Annotated in this window: 15 protein-coding genes; 11 read left to right on the top strand and 4 right to left on the bottom strand. The window is 37.1% G+C overall.

All coding sequences use genetic code 11. From position 1 onward, the window contains the following. Nucleotides 1-31: 31 nt before the first annotated feature. Complete coding sequence (locus ACUYLD_RS14340) at nt 32-469, bottom strand: GtrA family protein (protein WP_257785374.1); 438 nt, start codon at nt 467-469, stop codon at nt 32-34. A 14-nt stretch (nt 470-483) separates the two neighbouring features. Beyond that, nucleotides 484-1,515 carry a glycosyltransferase family 2 protein gene (locus ACUYLD_RS14335; RefSeq protein ID WP_061831713.1) on the bottom strand — a complete coding sequence of 344 codons (1,032 nt, stop codon included), beginning with the start codon at nt 1,513-1,515 and terminating at the stop codon, nt 484-486. Nucleotides 1,516-1,703: 188 nt separating this feature from the next. Between ACUYLD_RS14335 and galU the strand changes: the two genes are divergently transcribed. Continuing rightward, on the top strand, nt 1,704-2,585 hold the full coding sequence (galU, locus tag ACUYLD_RS14330) for a UTP--glucose-1-phosphate uridylyltransferase GalU (RefSeq protein ID WP_013312210.1): 882 nt from the start codon (nt 1,704-1,706) through the stop codon (nt 2,583-2,585). A gap of 83 nt (nt 2,586-2,668) precedes the next feature. On the opposite strand, the gene ACUYLD_RS14325 is transcribed toward galU, so the two are convergent. Beyond that, nucleotides 2,669-5,125: an O-antigen ligase family protein gene (locus tag ACUYLD_RS14325; RefSeq protein ID WP_446675350.1), complete on the bottom strand. Its 2,457-nt coding sequence runs from the start codon at nt 5,123-5,125 to the stop codon at nt 2,669-2,671. A gap of 150 nt (nt 5,126-5,275) precedes the next feature. On the opposite strand from ACUYLD_RS14325, the gene ACUYLD_RS14320 reads away from it, so the two are divergent. From ACUYLD_RS14320 to ACUYLD_RS14285, 8 genes are all read left to right on the top strand, one after another. After that, entirely contained in the window at nt 5,276-6,064 is a 789-nt protein-coding gene (locus tag ACUYLD_RS14320) for an ABC transporter permease (RefSeq protein ID WP_235306448.1), read from the top strand. Nucleotides 6,065-6,074: 10 nt separating this feature from the next. Then, nucleotides 6,075-7,382: an ABC transporter ATP-binding protein gene (locus ACUYLD_RS14315; RefSeq protein ID WP_028542103.1), complete on the top strand. Its 1,308-nt coding sequence runs from the start codon at nt 6,075-6,077 to the stop codon at nt 7,380-7,382. Nucleotides 7,383-7,395: 13 nt separating this feature from the next. Then, nucleotides 7,396-8,934, top strand: a complete 1,539-nt coding sequence (gene asnB / locus ACUYLD_RS14310) for an asparagine synthase (glutamine-hydrolyzing) (protein ID WP_446675349.1) — start codon at nt 7,396-7,398, stop codon at nt 8,932-8,934. Continuing rightward, nucleotides 8,931-9,344 (top strand): adenylyltransferase/cytidyltransferase family protein, encoded by a 414-nt coding sequence (locus ACUYLD_RS14305; RefSeq protein ID WP_013312205.1) that lies wholly within the window; start codon nt 8,931-8,933, stop codon nt 9,342-9,344. Before asnB ends, ACUYLD_RS14305 begins: the two co-directional genes overlap by 4 nt. A 42-nt stretch (nt 9,345-9,386) precedes the next feature. Then, on the top strand, nt 9,387-13,223 hold the full coding sequence (locus tag ACUYLD_RS14300; RefSeq protein ID WP_446675458.1) for a glycosyltransferase: 3,837 nt from the start codon (nt 9,387-9,389) through the stop codon (nt 13,221-13,223). 69 nt (nt 13,224-13,292) lie between these two features. Then, nucleotides 13,293-14,432: a hypothetical protein gene (locus ACUYLD_RS14295; RefSeq protein WP_446675348.1), complete on the top strand. Its 1,140-nt coding sequence runs from the start codon at nt 13,293-13,295 to the stop codon at nt 14,430-14,432. Nucleotides 14,433-14,445: 13 nt separating this feature from the next. After that, nucleotides 14,446-15,174: a sugar phosphate nucleotidyltransferase gene (locus ACUYLD_RS14290; RefSeq protein ID WP_061831721.1), complete on the top strand. Its 729-nt coding sequence runs from the start codon at nt 14,446-14,448 to the stop codon at nt 15,172-15,174. Between the two features lie 59 nt (nt 15,175-15,233). Beyond that, on the top strand, nt 15,234-16,337 hold the full coding sequence (locus tag ACUYLD_RS14285) for an acyltransferase family protein (RefSeq protein WP_250266768.1): 1,104 nt from the start codon (nt 15,234-15,236) through the stop codon (nt 16,335-16,337). 68 nt (nt 16,338-16,405) lie between these two features. Here the strand turns inward: ACUYLD_RS14285 and ACUYLD_RS14280 are convergent, their stop codons facing one another. Further along, on the bottom strand, nt 16,406-18,280 hold the full coding sequence (locus tag ACUYLD_RS14280) for a hypothetical protein (RefSeq protein WP_446675347.1): 1,875 nt from the start codon (nt 18,278-18,280) through the stop codon (nt 16,406-16,408). An 83-nt stretch (nt 18,281-18,363) separates the two neighbouring features. Between ACUYLD_RS14280 and rfbC the strand changes: the two genes are divergently transcribed. Together rfbC and rfbB are read left to right on the top strand one after the other, a co-directional pair. Then, a complete protein-coding gene (gene rfbC / locus ACUYLD_RS14275) occupies nt 18,364-18,909 on the top strand; it encodes a dTDP-4-dehydrorhamnose 3,5-epimerase (RefSeq protein ID WP_446675346.1) in 546 nt (181 codons plus the stop codon). A gap of 27 nt (nt 18,910-18,936) precedes the next feature. Next, nucleotides 18,937-19,956: a dTDP-glucose 4,6-dehydratase gene (gene rfbB, locus ACUYLD_RS14270; RefSeq protein ID WP_446675345.1), complete on the top strand. Its 1,020-nt coding sequence runs from the start codon at nt 18,937-18,939 to the stop codon at nt 19,954-19,956.

Genomic DNA, 19,956 nt, shown 5'->3' with positions numbered 1-19,956 from the left:
GTCCATTTGAAATACTATGAATCTCGTGTTGTTATACTTTCTGGACTTTCGTTTTTTTGGAAAAAACAATGAATTTTTGCCCGACATAATTAATTAAAGTATAGAAGATATTCCCGATTAGGATGGACAGATTGCCTAAAATTGCATTGTTTTTAATACTCAGACTTGAGATCAGGAAGTGGCTGATTAGATAGCTGAGACAATACGATAGTAAATAGCATATCAATATGATAAAGACAAACTTCCAAATGGTCTGTCCATGGCTTGCATTGTTTTTGAAAGTAAATCTTTTGTTTAAGAAATAGCTTACAGTGGCACCTACAGAATTACCAATAAAGGTCGATAACCAGTAGTTAGTCCCTAAAGTATTAAAGAGCAGGAACATGACGGACATGCCGCATATTGTATTTAGGACACCTACGACAAGAAAACGGAAAAAGCTATTCTGAAATAAAGTCAAATTAGTCACCTGTTCGCATCTGTTTATTGGACAGCCACAGCTTCCCTCTCACTATTTTTCACTTTTTTTGTGTTTTCAGTATCTAGGGTGCTCTGGGAATCTAATAGGGTCTCAATAATATATTTGGGTCTTTGTTTTACCTCTTTATATATTTTACCGATATATTCGCCAATGAGTCCCAGTGCTACAAGTTGCAGACCACCTATGAACCAGATGGACAACATTAAAGAAGACCAGCCCCAGACAGTGGTTCCAACGAGCTTACTAATAATGGTGTACACAGCTATTAATAAGCTTATGCCAAACATTGCAAAACCTACCGCTGAGATAAGCCGGATTGGGGTTATACTAAATGAAGTGATTCCATCGAAAGCAAAAGCGAGCATTTTCTTTAAAGGATATTTGGATTCTCCTGCAAAGCGTTCATGTCGATCGTAATAAACTTCAGTAGACTTATAACCTATTAACGGAACTAGACCACGTAAAAAGAGATTTACCTCTTTAAAGTTGCTTAATTCCTGGAGAACTCTTTTGCTCATTAAACGGTAATCCGCATGATTGTATACAATATTGACTCCCATTTTACTCATAACACGATAAAAGCCTTGGGCTGTTGAACGCTTGAAGAATGTGTCGGTGGTTCTACTTTTTCGAACCCCATATACGATGTCATAACCTTCTTTGAATTTTATTATAAATTCTCGGATGGCATTGAGATCATCCTGCAGGTCAGCGTCAACGGATATCACACAATCAGATGTCTCTTTAGCTTCCATTAATCCAGATAATAGGGCGTTTTGATGGCCGGCATTTTTTGCCAATTTGAGACCACTGACAAAAGGGTTTTTTAGATTATATGATGCTATGATGTCCCATGTTTTATCACGGCTACCATCATCAACAAACAACATTTTACTATGTTTAGAAATGAGCTGGCTCTCTGCCAACTCCTCAAGAATGACCGTAAGTCTGCTTATAGTTTCAGGCAGTACCTCTTCTTCGTTATAACAGGGAATAACTAACGTTAAAACAGGGTTACTGATTATTGAATCCAAAGAACTCTCTCCTCAAATTTTGGCATATCTGGTACTCAAATTTCTATCCTTTTTAGTTTATAATATGGTTTACTTAAATTATATAACATTGCAATGACTAAGTGCTATAATAAACTATTAGCAATTTACAAACGTTAATCGAATTATTGAATAATTTAGTAAGCTTTGTTGAAAAGGAGTTTTAACCTATGAAAATCCGTAAAGCGATTATTCCTGCTGCGGGATTAGGAACCCGGTTCCTTCCTGCTACGAAAGCGATGCCTAAAGAGATGCTTCCCATTGTAGACAAACCAACAATTCAATATATTATTGAAGAGGCTGTTGCATCTGGTATAGAGGATATCATTATCGTTACTGGTAAAGGTAAAAGGGCGATTGAGGATCATTTTGACTACTCCTTTGAGCTGGAGCATAATTTGACTGCGAAGGAAAAATGGGATCTGCTCAATGAAGTGCGTAAACCATCGGAGATGGCAGATATCCACTATATTCGTCAAAAGGAACCCAAAGGGTTGGGGCATGCCATCTGGTGTGCACGTAAGTTTATCGGTGACGAACCTTTTGCTGTCCTTTTAGGGGATGACATCGTTGAGTCTGAGAATCCGTGCCTCAAACAGATGATAGACGTGTTCGATGAGTATCAGCGTTCTGTTGTAGGTGTAAAACAAGTGGATTGGAACGAGGTACATCGTTATGGCATAGTAGAAGGTCATGCACTTACTTCCAAAATCTCTGAAGCGGAACGATTGGTAGAAAAGCCAAAGAAGGAAGAAGCAACCTCCAACTTGGCGATCATGGGACGTTATATCTTGACGCCTGATATTTTTGATATCCTGGGTCAGCAATCTGCGGGAGTAGGCGGGGAGATTCAGTTGACGGATGCATTGTCCAAACTGGGAGAAAAGAATCCGATCCTGGCCTACGAATTTGACGGGAATCGCCATGACGTTGGCGAGAAATTGGGATTCATTGAAACAACGATCCATTATGCTCTACAGCATAACGAAATCAAGGATGAAGTACTGGCTTATATGAGACAGGTTATTGAAGATATTGATCAACAAAAATAAACACCTCACCAAACCTCTCTTTCTCCAAATAAAAAAGAGACTACCGGATGATATAACATCATCTGATAGTCTCTTTTTCTATACTATTTCTCCGATTTTAACTGAGCAATTTGCTCCCTCTCCTTCGGATCAGCTTTAATCAGCTTATCGTACAATGCTTTGTCATCCTGTCCCTGCTGTTGCAGAGCAGCGATATAGTAGCGGGCGACCTCACGATTCGTAGCATCACTCAAATCGTCCTTCAGACCGTTTTTCAGGATGCTGGCAGCCTCTGCAGGCTTGCCTGACATGAATTGAATTTTGCCAGTGCTGAGCGCAATACCTGGAGTTACTTCAAAAGTACGTGTCAACTGAATTTCAGGTGGAACCGTTTTAATATGAGCTACCCCATCCAGAACCTGCTGGTAAGCAGCAAGGCCTGCTTGGAAATATTTCTGCTCCTTGGCGGTGTCCTTCTGTTCACGTGCCTTATCACCAATAGAGTAAGCTTGAGTAATCAACATGTTGTACCAGTCATTGTCCCATTTGAAGTTGGAAATGTTACTTTCCAAAATACTGAAGGCTTGCTCATGCTCACCTTTTGCTTTTAAAAGGTTAACTTTGGAGTTATACATGATTTTATTATACGGTTCTGCCTTCAGGCCCGTATTAAGTACCTCTATTGCAGCATTATAAAATTCCTCTTTTTTCGTTTGATCATACACATTCTTGTACAGTGCAGCCAATCTTATAACCGAATCTGGGTGCGTAGGACGAAGTTCAAGATCCTTATTAATGGCACTTTGGATTTCCTCAAAAGATGTGCTGACCGCCATGATCTGTTTGGCAGATGTGGCAGCATTGGCCGATTGCACGAAGCGGAGACCTGCAAAAAGCACCACAATGCTTAGAATGCCGATGACTGCACTATACATGATTCGGAAACCAGAAGTACTCATGGACAAGCGTCTAAGAGGTTTGCTGTCCATAGCAGCGGCCATACCACCAAGACTCATAAATATCAGTATGCCCATGAACACGTAGCTCAGATTAAAGTCCAGCAAGCTATGAAGTAAGATCGAGAGCGCCAAAATGAGATACAGAAAGTGAGAATCCCGTTCTTCATCATTTTGTCTAATATAGTTACGGATATATTTGTAGAAAATAAATAAGATGAAAGACATGAAAATTACAAAACCGAGAATACCAACTTCAACCAGGTACTGCATGAAGAAGTTATGGGCCTGACGGCTTGTGTAAGGATAGTCTTGGTATTTCTCATATAAAGTAGCCCAACCGCCGCCGCCGGTGCCAATAACAGGATGATCTTTAATCGATTTGGCAGCATCCTGATAGAATACAAGTCGTTCTAGTACACTATGCTGCCGGAAATTGATATTTTCAAACCGGACCTGGACGTTTTCAGGCAGAACACTGCGTAGGCCAGTTCCAATAAATAGAAAAGCCAGCAAGCCAATCACCACAACTGATCCGACAGGCAGCCACAGGTTGGATAACTTACGGGAAGTCCACCCTGTGAGGGCACTTTCCAACCTTGGCGCCAGATAACGTTCAACAAGCCACAGTACGACAGCGACAGCAAGGGAGACTCCAATAAGTAATCCCCAAGCCTTGGCCGCCTCTCCGCCGTTGTAGGTCTTATTGAGTTGTAATCCCATATTTGTAATCGGCGATAAGATAGATATTGACGCTACACCAGCAATGGCGCAATGCAAAATCCATATAATTTGGCGTGCAGGTTTAAGGAAAAGCAAGAGCAGCACGAAAACGACTGGCAACATAACCAGACCGCCCCGTGACAAGGTCAGGAACAGCGAGACCAAAATGGGCACCAACATGAAACCATGAGTAGCCTTGCCATACCATGATTTTGATTTCATCAGACAAAAAACGGCAGCGAATAGGAAAGCCATTAGAAAGGCGGCATATGTATTCGCATATTGAAACACGGATGTCAGCCGGAGCCCGTTCGTATCTGTCATGACTGCATTGATATAACGGTCTTGATACACATATTGGCTAAGCCAGCCTACCAGCTTGCCGGCAAGCACCCACTGTCCGAACCAGTTAATGAAGCCAAAGCCTACAATGACATAAGCAATAGTCATAATCAGATTGTGAATAATCTTATTGCCTAAGCGATCTTGGAGTAGATAGATTGAGATGATAAACAGGGCGGCATATATGCACTGTACCACCACCATATTCATGGCCAGGTAATGTGAAGCTGCTGATGTCAGTGAAAGCACATAAGTCAAGGGAAGCAGTAGTACTAATACAGCCAGCCAATCCCTTTGCTCTTCCAACTTGAATTTTTTATAATAAGATACGATTGCCAGGATCAACAGAATCGAGGCGATGATAATAGCCCAATAGAGAGGCTTTTCAAAATCGAGCATTTGCCCATTAAAAAGTGCAGCCTGGAAGGGAGCCCAAGCTAAAAACAGAATCATGCCAACAATTAACACCCAAAACATAGCCGGCCTTTTATCGTCACGGGTCGACGTTTTGGCCTGTTTCCCGTATACTGGATTCGACAAGGTTTACAATCTCCTTTTCTTGTAGATACGTCAACATTTTAGCATATCGTAGCTGTTAGAGCCATATCGCAACAAAGAACCTACCAAATTTTTACACTGTTTGATTGTAAGAGACTTACCAAACCATGTTTAAGGTCGTGACACACTCGTATGAATTTAACTGAAAACTTATCAAAAAATTTAAAGTTACTCTGGGAATTGTCTAAAAAAGATATTAAATCTAGATACCTTGGTTCGTTTATGGGGGTACTCTGGGCTTTTATACATCCTATGGTATCTATACTTGTTTATTGGGTCGTATTTCAGGTTGGTTTTAAAAATGTACCTATTGGAGATACTCCCTTTATACTTTGGTTATTAACAGGAATGGTGCCTTGGTTATTCTTTTCTGAAAGCTTAGCAACTGCAACCAATAGTATTATAGAAAACAATTATTTGGTAAAGAAGATTGTTTTCCGAGTTGGTTTGCTGCCGATGGTGAAAATTTTGTCTGCTCTTTTTGTACATGTATTTTTTATCATTGTTCTTTTCATTATGTTTAAAATCTACAATGTTGAATTTACGATTTATAACATTCAAATCCTTTATTATTTATTAGCCACGATTTTTCTTTCCTTGTCCATTTCTTACATAACAGCGACATTAGTTGTTTTTGTAAAGGATGTTGGTCAAGTTGTTGCGGTATTTATTCAGCTATTCTTTTGGCTTACGCCGATCTTTTGGAATTTAAATATTGTTGAAGATAAGTATCAGTTTTTCTTTAAACTAAATCCTGTTTTTTATATCGTCGAAGGATATCGGGATACTTTTATTGATCACAAATGGTTCTGGGAGCATCCATCAATGACGATCTACTTTTGGGCTATTGTGATTATCGCTGGTACTATAGGAATCAAAATTTTCAAGAAAATGAAATCTCATTTTGCAGATGTATTGTGAGGAGAAAATGATGAATCAAACAGAATCAGTTGCTGTGGAAGTTAATAATGTCACTAAAATATATAAAATATATGATAATCCCAATGAGCGATTAAAAGAGGCCGTTCATCCCTTTAAAAAAAAGTATCATTCTGAATTTAAGGCCATCAGTGACCTGTCTTTTTCCATAAATAAAGGACAAGCGATTGGTATTATTGGTAAAAATGGTTCTGGAAAATCGACTCTTTTAAAGATGATCACAGGCGTGATTACTCCCACCAACGGAAGCATTAAAGTGAATGGGAAAGTTGCTGCTCTTTTGGAATTGGGCGCAGGTTTTAATCCGGATTTAACAGGAATGGAAAATATATACTTGAACGGAACCCTTATGGGGTATAGCAAAATAGAGATGGATGGTAAACTTGAATCTATTGTATCCTTTGCGGATATCGGGGACTTCATTAATCAACCAGTCAAAATGTACTCCAGTGGTATGTTTGCCAGATTAGCTTTTGCAGTAGCCATCAATGTTGATCCGGATATTTTGATTGTAGATGAGGCCTTGTCTGTTGGAGATATTTATTTTCAGGCAAAATGTATTACCAAAATGAAAGAGCTCTCCAAAAAAAGTACGGTTTTATTTGTCTCTCATTCCATGGATACCATTAAAAGTTTTTGTGATACAGCGTTGCTGATTGATAAAGGACACATGGTCGAAATTGGTCCAGTGAAACGTGTAGCACAAATTTATGAAAATATTGTTAACCAGGAAATTGCAGATATGAAACGTGTTCAATCTTTGGATGTATTTGTTAATTCCGAAACAGATAAGAAGAGTTCGCTGTTGCTATTAGAAGAGGATCCTGCTTTTGCAAAACGTGCCAATGAGTTTCGTTCTGGAACGGGAGATGCGCGCTTTATAAGAGCGGACTTGTTAGTCAATGGAGAAGTTGTGAACCAGGTCCCTTTTGGCGAAATGGTTACTTTGCGTTTATTGGCACAATATTATAAAGATATAGATTCTGAGGGAACTATTGGCTACATGGTTAGAAACCATACTGGTGTCGATGTGTTTGGCATGAATATCTATAATAAAGCAAAATTAGTTCCGAAAATGCAAGCGGGAGGCATTCTGGAGGTTAACTTTAATTTCCGTAATCTGTTATCTGAAAGTGGTAAATACACCATTTCTATTGGTTTGAAGCCTAAGCCTTTTGAGCCTCTTTATCTGGATAGCGTAAGTATAGCAGCTGTTTTTGAGGTTCCTAAGCCCGAGAATAATTACGTACCAGGATTAATATTTGTAGATAACACAATAGATTTGCAAGTCATTAATTAAGGCTGGTGATAAAATGTGTGGGATTTTGTTTTCTAATGTAGCCATAAATAAAGAAGTATTTCTTAATTCTTTAAATATAATGAAACACCGGGGGCCTACGGCCCCACTTTGTGTATATCAGAGTGAAAACTTTATGCTGGGGCATAACAGATTAAGTATCTTAGATTTGGATCGGAGAAGTGATCAGCCCTTTTTCTCTGATGACGGAAGATATGTGATTATATTTAACGGAGAGATCTATAATTATAAAGAATTAGCCTCCAGTTATTCAATTCAAATGAGAACAAACTCAGATACTGAACTTTTATTGAAGCTTTATATTCAATATGGTCCCCAAATGTTGAATTGGCTTAATGGAATGTTCAGTTTTATTGTTTTAGACATCCAGCAGAAATCATTTTTTGTAGCACGAGATCGTATGGGAGTAAAGCCGCTTTATTACAGCAGATATGGGGAAGAGTTCATTTTCAGTTCTGAAATTGCTCCATTGCTCCCATTAGTCCACAACATTTCTATAGATCAAGAAGCCGTAAGACAATATAAAAAGATGAGATGCTTTTTTAATGATCGTACTATCTATAATGAAATAAAAGAGTTTCCACCAGGATATTATTACGAGAATGGCGAATTTATTAAATATTGGGAAATTGATTACTCTGAAAAAGAACCTCCTTCCGATGAGGAACTTGAATTTCTAATTCGCTCTGCAGTAGAGTACCGTAAGATCGCAGATGTTGAAATTGGAAGTTACCTAAGCGGGGGATTGGACAGTACGATTATTACCGCACTTGCCAGAGTAGAGCATACTTGGACTGTTGGTTTTGAAGATTATAATGAGTTTCAGTGGTCTGAAATCGCAGCAACAAGATACAATACCATTCATCATCCGATATTGTTTGAACCTGATCACTTTTTATCATTAGCTCGAGAGCTTATAACTGTAAAAAAAGAGCCTCTGTCTGTGCCCAATGAAGTGTTACTGAATCATATGACTCAGCAAGCATCTGCTAAAAATACAGTCATATTAAGTGGAGAAGGCGCTGATGAGCTTTTCTTTGGGTATGACCGTATTTTCAGATGGGCTAGTAGCACTACAGACTTCGATATCCGTACCTTTAGTGAACTCTACACCTACGGATCTGAAGATGATATAGAGATTGTAGAAGACGCTTTGGCACCTTTCATGAAGTTAAAGTCGCCTCAAAAAATCGTAGCTGCATTCTTTCAACAAGCCCATTTGAGAGGGTTACTTAAAAGACTGGATAGTGCCTCAATGTTAAATTCCGTGGAAGCAAGATCTCCTTTCTTGGACTATAGATTAATTGAAAGGCTTGCAGGTGTAAATTCTCTGTACAAAATGAAGGATGGGGTTGTTAAGGCTCCTCTCAAGAGAATTTTTAAAGATATTGTCCCTGCAGAGATTGTAAACAGAAAAAAGGTGGGTTTTCCTGTTCAACTTGAAAAAGTCCTATCTTCTGAGAAAATTGAAGGGAAGACGACATTCGACAAATGGTTTAACTTCAATTTAACTACGTTAGGAGAAATCTTATGATTATCGGCTATACTTCCGGGGTCTTCGATTTATTTCATATTGGGCATTTGAATTTGTTGAGAAATGCTAAATCACTCTGTGATAAACTCATTGTTGGTGTGACCACAGATGAGTTGGTTTCATATAAGTACAAAAAAGCGGTAATTCCTTTTGAGGAAAGAATTGAGATTGTCAGAAACATCAGCTTTGTTGATACTGTAATTCCTCAGGACTCCATGGATAAATTTGAGGTTTGGCAAAAATTAAAATATGACGTAATGTTCGTTGGTGATGATTGGTTTCAAAATGAACGTTGGGACCAGTATGAGTTGCAGTTTAAGGAAGTTGGAGTGAAAATTATATATTTTCCCTATACGAAGAGTACATCATCGACTTTACTGAATGAGACATTACTGAAATTAAGAAAATAAGTATAAGATTTTTGCCTGAAAGGAAGAGGTTTTGCAGTGAATATGAACAGATCTATAGCTTTTGTCATTCACAATCTAGTTTTATATGAAACGATTAAGCCTTTAATTGAGGAGTGTGAAAGAAAGCAGATCGTTTGTGATATTTATGTCCCTCACATTGAAGAAGAAGATTGGGGAGACATGTCCTTAGATACCTATCATTATTTGAAGAACAATGGTATAAAAGTGACTCTAACAAGCTCTGTACCTGACAAGGCATATAAAATAGCCTTCTATCCTTATCTCCCTTATTATTTGGAAGTTAAGTCCGATTATAAGTTTAGATATCAGTATGGAATGGCTAAGCCAAACTGGAATTTAGACACATGGAGTCGAAATTTCGATTTTATCTTTTGTAATGGGCTGTATGATTCCTCGGTTTTGGCAGCGTACACTCAGACTGAAATCGTTGGAATGATTAAATACGCCAAATTTCAAAGGAAGAAGCGCGAAACGGATAAATATAATTTGCTTTATTTGCCTACGTATGGGAATGAGTCGTCTATTGAGCTTGTTATGAACCATATTGAAGAAATGTCAGATACCTTTAATATGAAGGTGAAATTGCATCATGGCACTTCTTTTTTGGAGCATGATCGGGTTAGTCTAGTTAAGTCTCATATTCCTGATGTGCTTGATCATAAGGCTTCTCTTGTTCATTTAATAGAGGAAGCTGATGTGATATTGTCTGACGGCTCTGGGGCTATATTTGATGCGCTGTTTACGGACACTCCAATTGTAATATTCCAACATCCCCAAACAGAATCTTTCGAGGGGATTTTACCTTTGGAAGAACAAATAGTTCAGCAAAACATTGTTCCTTTTGTGAGCGATAACGGCAATATTAAACAAACCTTACTTAATGCAATCTTAGATGAACAACTAATACAACAAAGAAGGAAATTTACTTTAGAGATGTTTCCGGTTAAAGGAAGAGAGACGATAGATAAGTGTATGGATGTAATTAGCAGATTTCTAAAAGATGACGTGGACCATGCTTATAGAGCAGGGCATACACGCCTGAATAATGAATTTAATGAATTACAAGCTCATAATCATGCTCAAAGCCAAGAAATAGAGCAGCAAAAACAACACATTGTTGAGCATATGGATCAGATTAACACATTGATTCAAACGCGAGATCATCAGGAAAATGTAATAAGTAGCATGTCAGCAGATTTTAAATCCCTGTCTGAAAAGAAAGACGAATTAGAACAGAAATATGTTCAACTTACACAGGATTATAATAATGAAAAAAACAACTTGGATATATTAAATCATCAATATAGACAACTATTTGGTCAATATAATGAACTGAACACCCAGTTCAGTGAGTTGGAAGAATATAATGGAAGACTGTCTACAGAGATTCACAATATATATAACTCTAAAAGGTGGAAAATGGCGAATAAACTTAAACATATCTTACACAAGTCCAAAATGATATATGTTCTTAAGGGATATAGAGTATGGAAAAGTTATGGCACCACTATCTTACTGAAAAAGATAAAATCTAAAGTGTCGCATAAGCTTAACAGAACGAACGCGGGGGATCAGCCGATTGATCTACGCAAAGATGAAGGGAATTACAAGCAGTTATTAACCTGGTATGAGTATAAATTTTACAATTATAAAGTATCTAAAGATAACTCATTTTCTCTGGAGCTTGATAAGTTTGAGATTAAATTTGAGAAGGATCTTATATCGGTCGTCCTTCCTGTATATAACGGTGAGGATTATGTATCAAAAGCTATTGATAGTATTCTGCAGCAATCTTACAAGTATTTTGAACTCATTATTATTAACGATGGTTCAAAAGACTCAACGGCAGAAATTATTGATGAGTATGCTAAAGCAGATCATCGTATCAGAGTAGTTCATCAGGAAAATCGTAAAATACCAAGAACATTATCCAGAGGTTTTAAACTAGCCAAGGGTGAATATCATACGTGGACAAGTGCAGATAATATCCTCCCTGAAAATTTCCTGGAGAAGATGGTAGCTGATCTTAAAAGTGATGAAAATATTGGTATGGTATATGCGAACATGAGGTTAATCGACTCTGCTGGTCAAGTGATTTCCAACCATGGCTGGTATGAAGAACCACAGTTCAGTGGCAATGTTATGCTGCCTAAGTCTGCATTGGAGTTAAACGTATATCCTAACAATACGATTGGTGCAGCTTTTATGTATAGGGCCAAGGTAACCCGGTTATTGGGTGACTATTCTAGTTATAAGCATACCCTTGAGGATTATGATTACTGGATGAGAGTGAACTCTCTATTTGAGCTCAAACATGTGACGTTCGATGAGCCTATATATGATTATCGCTGGCACGATAAGTCACTGACCGCTTTAGATCAAGAACTGGGCATCACCTCTAACAGATATAAACTCATGGTACTTGATGATTTTAGAAGAGATTTTTATCTGACCCCATTAGTATGGATCATTGAGGGAGATGCTACTGAAGTTGGTGAGTTTAAGAAGTATGTTCTTGCTAAAGGACATACTGTGGTTGGAAGAGATGAAGTGAATACGATTATTGGTCTTAATTTGGCAACGCCTATTTGCTATTTATATATAAAAACAGGCGAAGTCCATGATTTTGAATTTATTGATTCTAATGCTTTATCGTCTATGTATGCACTGCTTATAGATAAATCAGAGCATACAACAGATACATTTGTAGCTAACTATCCGTGGGATCTGAAAATAAAGGATAAAATGAATGGTGAAACAGATAGCAATTATGACTTTTTTGCACAGGATACGGAAGTTCTGTTCTCTCTTATAAATACGAAGGTTAAGAACGATCACTTGTACCGTATTGAGGCGGTCATTGAAAGTGAACCCGCTTATAATAAGAGATTATCAGTTATTATTTGTACTTACCAGCGGAGTGAAAAGCTATCGAATGCGATTAAATCTGTCATAGAACAGTCGTTGGATAAAGCAGACTATGAAATTATCGTTGTAAATAATGATTATTTGAATGATGAGATTCATCATTTGGTTCGTGATTTCAGAGCAACCTATAATATTGACGAATCCTTCCTACGATATATGGAGGCTCCATTAAAAGGTCTTTCCTTTGCACGTAATGTTGGTTTATTTGGGGCAGAAGGAGAGGTCATACTCTATATTGATGATGACGCTATTGCAAACTCTAACTTGCTTGAGGAAACCATCAGAGGGTTCTCAGATCGTCCCGATATCGGGGTCATGGGTGGGAATATCATACTCAATTCACATGAGGAACGGCCTGAAGTGGTTAAACCAGGTACTGAAGCATACTGGAGCCAGCTTATAGTGGAAGGCGAAGAAATTATCGATTCTAATTTTCAGTGGGAGTTCCCTTATGGAGCCAATTTTGCGGTTAGACATGCTGCGCTAATGCGAATTGGGGGCTTTAGAAGCGCCTATGGGCGTAAAGGAAACAATTACGCTGGAGGAGAAGAAATTGTTGTATCTTTTGCTATGAGAGAAATCGGCTATAAGGTTGGTCTTAATCCTAAAATGAAGGTCATTCATGATGTGGACACCTCCCGATATACTGTTGAGCATGTTAGAAAGACAATGCGAAACAGTATTTTGACTAATTACCAATTGCAAAAGGATCTGTATGCGCCGATGGAATCGGATATTGAGGCAGATAAGAATCACCTCGAAATTGTTAAAGCTGAATTAGATCATTTGCAGAAGATTCCGACTAAAAATCGAGACGTTGAAATTGATATTCTGTATAAACAATACACAGTTGAAGCGTATGAAGAATTAATACAAATGAAGGAAAACGATATAAATTCCCGAAAACAGTTGGCAAGAGCATATAGATAATTAATAAAACTTTAAAGGCGCCTCTTTTATAAAAAATAAGGGGTGCCTTTATTAGTATGGAGCGGTTAAATGAAAATTTTATATTTCTCTCCAATCTATTGGAATGATTTAAAACAACGTCCGCAACATTTGGCCGAAGAGTTTGCTAAAATGCCGGGGGTTCACATCACCTTTGTAGAACCCTCCATTAGCATACTTAATAGTATTGTAAGGCAGAACTCAGATTATAAGAGAAGAAATCAAATCATTAATGATAGTCTTCAAATATTCAGGCCTTCGGGCAGTCTGAGATTACCTAGAAGCTTTGAAAGCTTAGACATATTCCATTTGAATCAATGGTTTGAAAAAAGACAGTTGAAAGATTTAGTTTGCAGTGCAGATATCATTTGGTTAGGAAGTCCAGTCTTTTATCCTCTTATTAAATCAAATAATAATAAGAAGAAGATTGTGTTTGATCGAATGGACGACTATGTATTTCTAACTAACAATGCATTAATGAAGAAATTACTCGAAAAGTGGGAACTTGAATTACTTGCCAAGGCGGATCTGGTTATTTCTACAAGTAATCATTTGCATAAGCATTCTCAAACATTGTGTAGACAATCTTATTTAGTGAAAAATGCTGTGGATACAGCTATACTAAACATAAATGTAGAGAGCTTGGTTGCTGATGAATTGAGACGTTTAAAGCAAGAGGGCTACTATATTTTTGGCTATGTGGGAGCGATTGACCACTGGTTTGATGTAGAAGCGGTTAAGGCTATTACTGATTTTGATGAGAAATTTGTTGTATGTTTGGTTGGGAGAAATAACCTGAATTATAATTTTGAACAGCATAATAGGATTAAATATTATGAGACTGTTCCTAAATCAGAAATTGGTGCAATTATTGATGCTTTTGATATTTGTTTATACCCCTTTTTGAGGAATTCGGATAGAATTGATACGATCAATCCAGTAAAAGTTTATGAGTATTTGAGTTTTAATAAAGTGATATTAGCGGTGGATAGCGAAGAAACAAGGCTCTTAAATCAGGAAGGGATTTATCTATATCATAGTTTAGAGGAAATAAGAAAATATCTAATGGATATAGATACCCTACAACGCCCTTTTTATGATCAAGAGCAACTGGAAAACTTCGTAGTCCATAATAATTGGGAAGCTCGTGCAAAAACCATTATGGAGCTGCTTATAAAAGAGCTTCAATAGGAGGAACTTAGATATGAAAGGGATTATATTAGCTGGAGGGACTGGATCTAGATTATACCCCCTTACTAAAGTTACAAACAAACATTTGTTGCCGATTGGTAAATATCCGATGATATATTACTCTATTGATAAACTCAAAAAGGCGAATATAAATGATATTTTAATCGTTACTGGAAAAGAACATATGGGAGATGTGGTCAATCTCTTAGGAAGTGGTGTCGACCTTGGAGTTACTCTGACTTACAAAGTGCAAGATGAAGCCGGGGGGATTGCACAGGCTTTGCTTTTAGCTGAGCATTTTGTTGGCAATGACAAGATGGTTGTTATTTTGGGGGACAACGTTTTTAAAGATGATATATCATCATTTGTTGAAAAATTCAAACTTCAAGAATCAGGAGCGAAATTATTACTTCATAAAGTGCCTGATGCTAATCGCTATGGAGTACCAGAACTACAAGGCGATAACATTGTAAATATTGAAGAAAAGCCAGAGGTTCCTAAGAGTGATTATGCAGTTACGGGCATTTATATGTTCAATCACTCTGTATTCAATATCATCAAGACCTTGACTCCTTCAGCAAGAGGAGAATATGAAATAACAGATGTTAATAACGCTTATATTCAACGAAATCAACTTACATTTGATATTTTAGAGAACTGGTGGACTGATGCGGGAACACATAGTTCTTTGATGCTTGCTAACAAATTAGTAAGTGAAATGGGTTATGAGCTGTTTTCTTAGAATTATCATAGAACTAAAGATACCTTATGCTAAATAATTAAGAAAGCGAGTCTATTTAAATGCAAATTGTTAAAGCTCTTCCAACTAGAATAAAGTGGGTGGATGTACTAAAGGGATTGGCGATTATTTTTTTAGTATTCTCACATTTGGTGCCCCATGGTTTTAAAGGTAATGAAATGATGGATAAGAGCTTTATTATAGGCTATTTTTATTCCTTCCATATGCCTCTTTTCTTTTTTGCTTCTGGGTTTACTTCTAATTTTCAGAAGTATAAGTTTAGTAGTTTTTTGTGGTCTAAAATCAAAACAATCCTTTTACCATATACGACTCTGTATTTATGCTCACTACTGTATTTTGGTTGGATGCATTGGATGGGGATTGTCGGAACGCTCGATCCAATGGTTGTTATTGAAACTTTTTTATATGCAGATGGAGATCACTTAGGTATTCTAAATATGTCTCTTTGGTTCCTACCTTGTCTTTTCTTAGCCCAAATCATTTCGTACTTGGTCTTGAAAATTTCGTCCAAAAGAAGTTATATGTATATATTTTGGATATTGCTATCCATACTTGGTGCATTCTTAAGCAAGCTTGACACACATGCACTTCCTTGGTCATTTGGCACGTCAATTAATGCAGCCTCTTTAATTATTTGTGGTTATATATTCAAATTGAATGAACAATATTTTATTGAAAAAATTAGAATTAATAAACCATATTTTGCTTACGCAGCGGGCTTTCTGGGTCTTTTATTATTTTTAATAAATGATAAACCAGGCATGTCAGGAAATTACTATGGACATAATTATGTATTATTTTATCTGTCGGTATTGGCTAGTTTAATATTTTATATATACTTATCCAAAAAAATTGAGTCATCTAGTTTACTGTCCTATTTTGGTAAAAACTCTTTAATTATTTTTGGTCTGCATGGATTAATACTTAGCTTCTGGGAGAATGTGAATTTTTACGAGAAGTTTTCTGTTACAACAAATATGTATTTAGATGGAATTTCATTTGTTGTTATTTCTACCTTGCTTGTCTTCTTAAGTTGTATTCTTTTTATTGAACTATTTAATAGATTCTTACCTTTCCTGATTGGCAAAAAATTTAGTTCTGGTAGTTCTAATAAAACAGCAACAATTCCCAGTAAGATTGTTTAACGATTAACTTAAAAAGCCCTCGAATAAAAATCGAGGGCTTTTTTGTATGCATCGACATCTGTATTGAATTAGAAAAGATCTGGATTGTCAGGGTATATTTTTTTGAATTGTGAACGTATTAGTTCAACTTTTTCCTTCGTGATGGATGATGTCTTTTTCAAGACTATGGCTTTAACGTTATTATCAAGGGCATAGCTCTTTAAAGGTTTATAATTATTTTTAAGAGATCCGTTCATAACCTCTTCTGCGAGTATACCTACAACTTTTTGACCACTTTCACCTAAATGGTATTGTGTAGGTAATGCGATCACGACATAATCGGACTCAAAAAACGGCACTGGAAAACCATCTCTTAAATCAACGTGATGGGTCAGATTCATAAATGGAAGAGCGTTGCTATTGTCAGGCATTTCAATCTGTCTGAGTATGTCATCATTAAGAATTCCAGAGCTAGACAGAACATATACTTTATGCTGCTCTGATGAGATTTCCTTAAGATAAGTCGTTAATTGTTTTAAAACAGGTATATCTGTTCTTACTCTAGGTGTTTGTTTAAAGTCACTGAATAAAGAAGAAAAATAGGTAACAGGACGTGCATTTACATTAGTGAACGTTACCAAGAAATTACAAGCGACTAAATAAACTAGAATAACTAAGAAAACATTTTTTGCATATTTTATCTTGGACAAATAGTTTAGAATAAGAATAACGCCACAAATAAATAAAATTAATACGTTCACGGTAAGAAGATAATAATGCTGAGAAGCTAAGCTTTGAATTCTTGTAAAAAGAAAGTACGTAATAAACAAGTTTGTAACTAGAAAGATTGATATATACCTAGTTTTACTAATAAATAACAAGCCTATGCAACCAACAAGAGCTATCAGAAAAATGAAGGCACCATAATGATAAAATAAATTCTGTAAGTTACTTAAGACGTCACCAAAATAATAAGCTGAGTAGGCGTTTTTAAAGTTATTGGTTAGGGCTCTTTGAATAAATTCATTGAAGAATATAATAAGAAATAATGCACTTGAAGATCCTATAATGGAAAAATTTAAAATAACCTGCAAGAGCTGCTTGAAGCGAAACTCTTTTTCTAGAATCCATTTGAACAAAAAAGCGATACTGATCGAGCCAAAAAGAGATACGATCCAAAACCCATACCATCTTCTTGTAAATGTTAGTAATACTAGGCAAGCAGCTAAGAGTAAAACTGCTTTTAAATTTAAGCGTTCAAAGTCATTATTAAATAAGATAACAAGCGACAAGCAAATAAAAATAAGTCCTATAGAATCCAGATATCCACCTAACATAGGAGCTATCATAATTGGAAAGGTAAATGTAAGTACAAAGATCATGAAAATGTTCAATTTTGTGTTTAACTGGATTTGATCAGCAATCTTGATACATAATAAGAAAAGTATCAAACAAGAAGGATACAAGAAGCAGGTATAGATTGCCAAGACATAGCTCATGTAGCTTGTACCTAAGAACTTTAATGGTAAAGAGAGAAAGATTGTTGGGAAAACGGAATAATCATCTCTTAAAATGCTTGCATAGATTTGTTTAGAAGCTGCTATAAAATCTGTACTTAAAAGGTTATTAAATTGTATGGATGTATTCCAATAGGCTGAAAAGTCCCAATAATAAATGAATTGTTCCCTTTGAAGGAAGGCGTAAATGAATATTATTCCAACTAGATAACCGCCAAAAGCTAGGTATTGCACCATTATTTCTTTCTTGGCATATGTTAAGATACCACTAATGTGTAAAATGTATGTAGCACCTATGACAAACGACTGTGCAATATTTAGACCGAATAATATGGAAATATAGTAAGAATCGACTTTAAACAGTATTAGAATCGGGATAAGTAGCCACGTCAAAACCAAATAGGACCAAACAAAATTTTTATTAACTCTCGATAAATTCAAAAGCATATTCCCTCCCAATATAGTGTGCTTATTAATTTTATAGTAATCATAAATGAAAGTATATACTCAAGATGTTGGAGGTTTCGTGAATGATAATAAAGGAAGTACTTTCAGGTGCAAAAATCATTGAACCCGTGGTTCATGGTGATCACCGTGGTTTTTTTATGGAAAGTTACAATGAACAGATCATGAAAGAAAACGGAATAGACCATGCTTTTATTCAAGATAACCAATCCTTGTCTGCAGAAGCCGGTGTGATTCGTGGTTTGCATTATCAGCTTAATCCTAAAGCACAGACCAAACTCATTCGTGTGCTCTCTGGAGCTATCTACGATGTGATTTTGGATATTCGTAAAAGTTCTCCAACATTCGGTCAATGGGTCGGGGTAATCTTAAGTGAACATAATAGACGTCAGCTACTGGTGCCCAAGGGTTTTGCTCATGGGTTCTGTACGCTTGTTCCGTACACTCAAGTGCTGTATAAGGTTGACGAGTATTATTCACCGGAAAATGATCGTGGAATTCTGTGGAATGATCCAGCACTAGGGATTGATTGGCCAACTTCTCATGCTATTCTTTCAGAGAAGGATCAGAAGCATCCGGCACTGGCCGACGCTGACATTAATTTTGATTAGAGGAATAATAAGATTTAGGAGGTCAGTATGAAACTTCTTGTCACCGGCGGGGCCGGATTTATAGGCAGTAACTTTGTATTGTATATGTTAAAACAGCATCCAGATTATGAAATTGTAAATATAGATGCTCTTACCTATGCAGGTAACCTGGAAAATTTGAAATCCATTGAAAATAACCCCAAGCATAGCTTCATCAAAGCAGATATTACCGACGCACAAGCGATTGACCAACTGATGCAGCAGGGGATTGATGTGGTGGTTAATTTTGCAGCAGAGTCACATGTGGATCGGAGTATTCTGGAACCGGAAGTGTTTGTGAAAACAAACGTATTGGGTACGCAAGTGCTACTGGACGCGGCCAAGAAATATAACGTGACCAAGTTTGTACAGGTATCAACAGATGAGGTGTATGGATCTTTGGGAGAAACAGGATTGTTTACGGAGGAAACTCCGTTGCAGCCTAATAGCCCTTATTCTGCATCCAAGGCAGGCGGCGATCTGCTAGTTCGTGCATATCATGAAACCTTCGGTTTACCAGTGAACATCACACGTTGTTCTAACAACTACGGTCCATATCAGTTTCCTGAAAAATTGATCCCGCTAATGATCTCACGTGCATTGAGCGACCAACAGCTACCTGTATACGGGGATGGCTTGAACATTCGCGACTGGTTGTATGTAGAGGATCATTGCAGCGCAATTGATCTAGTCATTCATCAGGGTAAACTGGGTGAAGTATACAATATCGGGGGAAATAACGAGCGGACAAATGTGCATATCGTCAAAACAGTATTAGAGGAGCTGGGCAAGCCGGATTCTCTGATTTCGTATGTGCAGGATCGTCCAGGACATGACCGCCGTTATGGCATTGATCCAACGAAGACCATGAATGAGCTGGGCTGGAAGCCAAAGCACTCTTTTGAAACAGGCATTAAAGAAACGATTCGCTGGTATTTAGACAACGAAGAATGGTGGACTCGTATTCAATCCGGCGAATACCAACAATACTATGCAAAGCAGTACGGTTCCCGCTTGGGGGATGCGTAA

This window comes from Paenibacillus sp. SER-28, assembly GCF_052906305.1.
Note: the sequence above shows the minus strand (reverse complement) of the source record. Positions and strands in the feature narration are given on the sequence as shown.

What these genes read in the sequence shown, in the direction of transcription:
- ACUYLD_RS14295 (WP_446675348.1), top strand. Translation starts at nt 13,293, where the DNA reads ATGAAAATTTTATATTTCTCTCCAATCTATTGGAATGATTTAAAACAA.
- ACUYLD_RS14285 (WP_250266768.1), top strand. Translation starts at nt 15,234, where the DNA reads ATGCAAATTGTTAAAGCTCTTCCAACTAGAATAAAGTGGGTGGATGTA.
- ACUYLD_RS14300 (WP_446675458.1), top strand. Translation starts at nt 9,387, where the DNA reads ATGAACAGATCTATAGCTTTTGTCATTCACAATCTAGTTTTATATGAA.
- ACUYLD_RS14315 (WP_028542103.1), top strand. Translation starts at nt 6,075, where the DNA reads ATGAATCAAACAGAATCAGTTGCTGTGGAAGTTAATAATGTCACTAAA.
- rfbB (WP_446675345.1), top strand. Translation starts at nt 18,937, where the DNA reads ATGAAACTTCTTGTCACCGGCGGGGCCGGATTTATAGGCAGTAACTTT.
- ACUYLD_RS14320 (WP_235306448.1), top strand. Translation starts at nt 5,276, where the DNA reads ATGAATTTAACTGAAAACTTATCAAAAAATTTAAAGTTACTCTGGGAA.
- rfbC (WP_446675346.1), top strand. Translation starts at nt 18,364, where the DNA reads ATGATAATAAAGGAAGTACTTTCAGGTGCAAAAATCATTGAACCCGTG.
- ACUYLD_RS14305 (WP_013312205.1), top strand. Translation starts at nt 8,931, where the DNA reads ATGATTATCGGCTATACTTCCGGGGTCTTCGATTTATTTCATATTGGG.
- ACUYLD_RS14280 (WP_446675347.1), bottom strand. Translation starts at nt 18,280, where the DNA reads ATGCTTTTGAATTTATCGAGAGTTAATAAAAATTTTGTTTGGTCCTAT.
- asnB (WP_446675349.1), top strand. Translation starts at nt 7,396, where the DNA reads ATGTGTGGGATTTTGTTTTCTAATGTAGCCATAAATAAAGAAGTATTT.
- galU (WP_013312210.1), top strand. Translation starts at nt 1,704, where the DNA reads ATGAAAATCCGTAAAGCGATTATTCCTGCTGCGGGATTAGGAACCCGG.
- ACUYLD_RS14290 (WP_061831721.1), top strand. Translation starts at nt 14,446, where the DNA reads ATGAAAGGGATTATATTAGCTGGAGGGACTGGATCTAGATTATACCCC.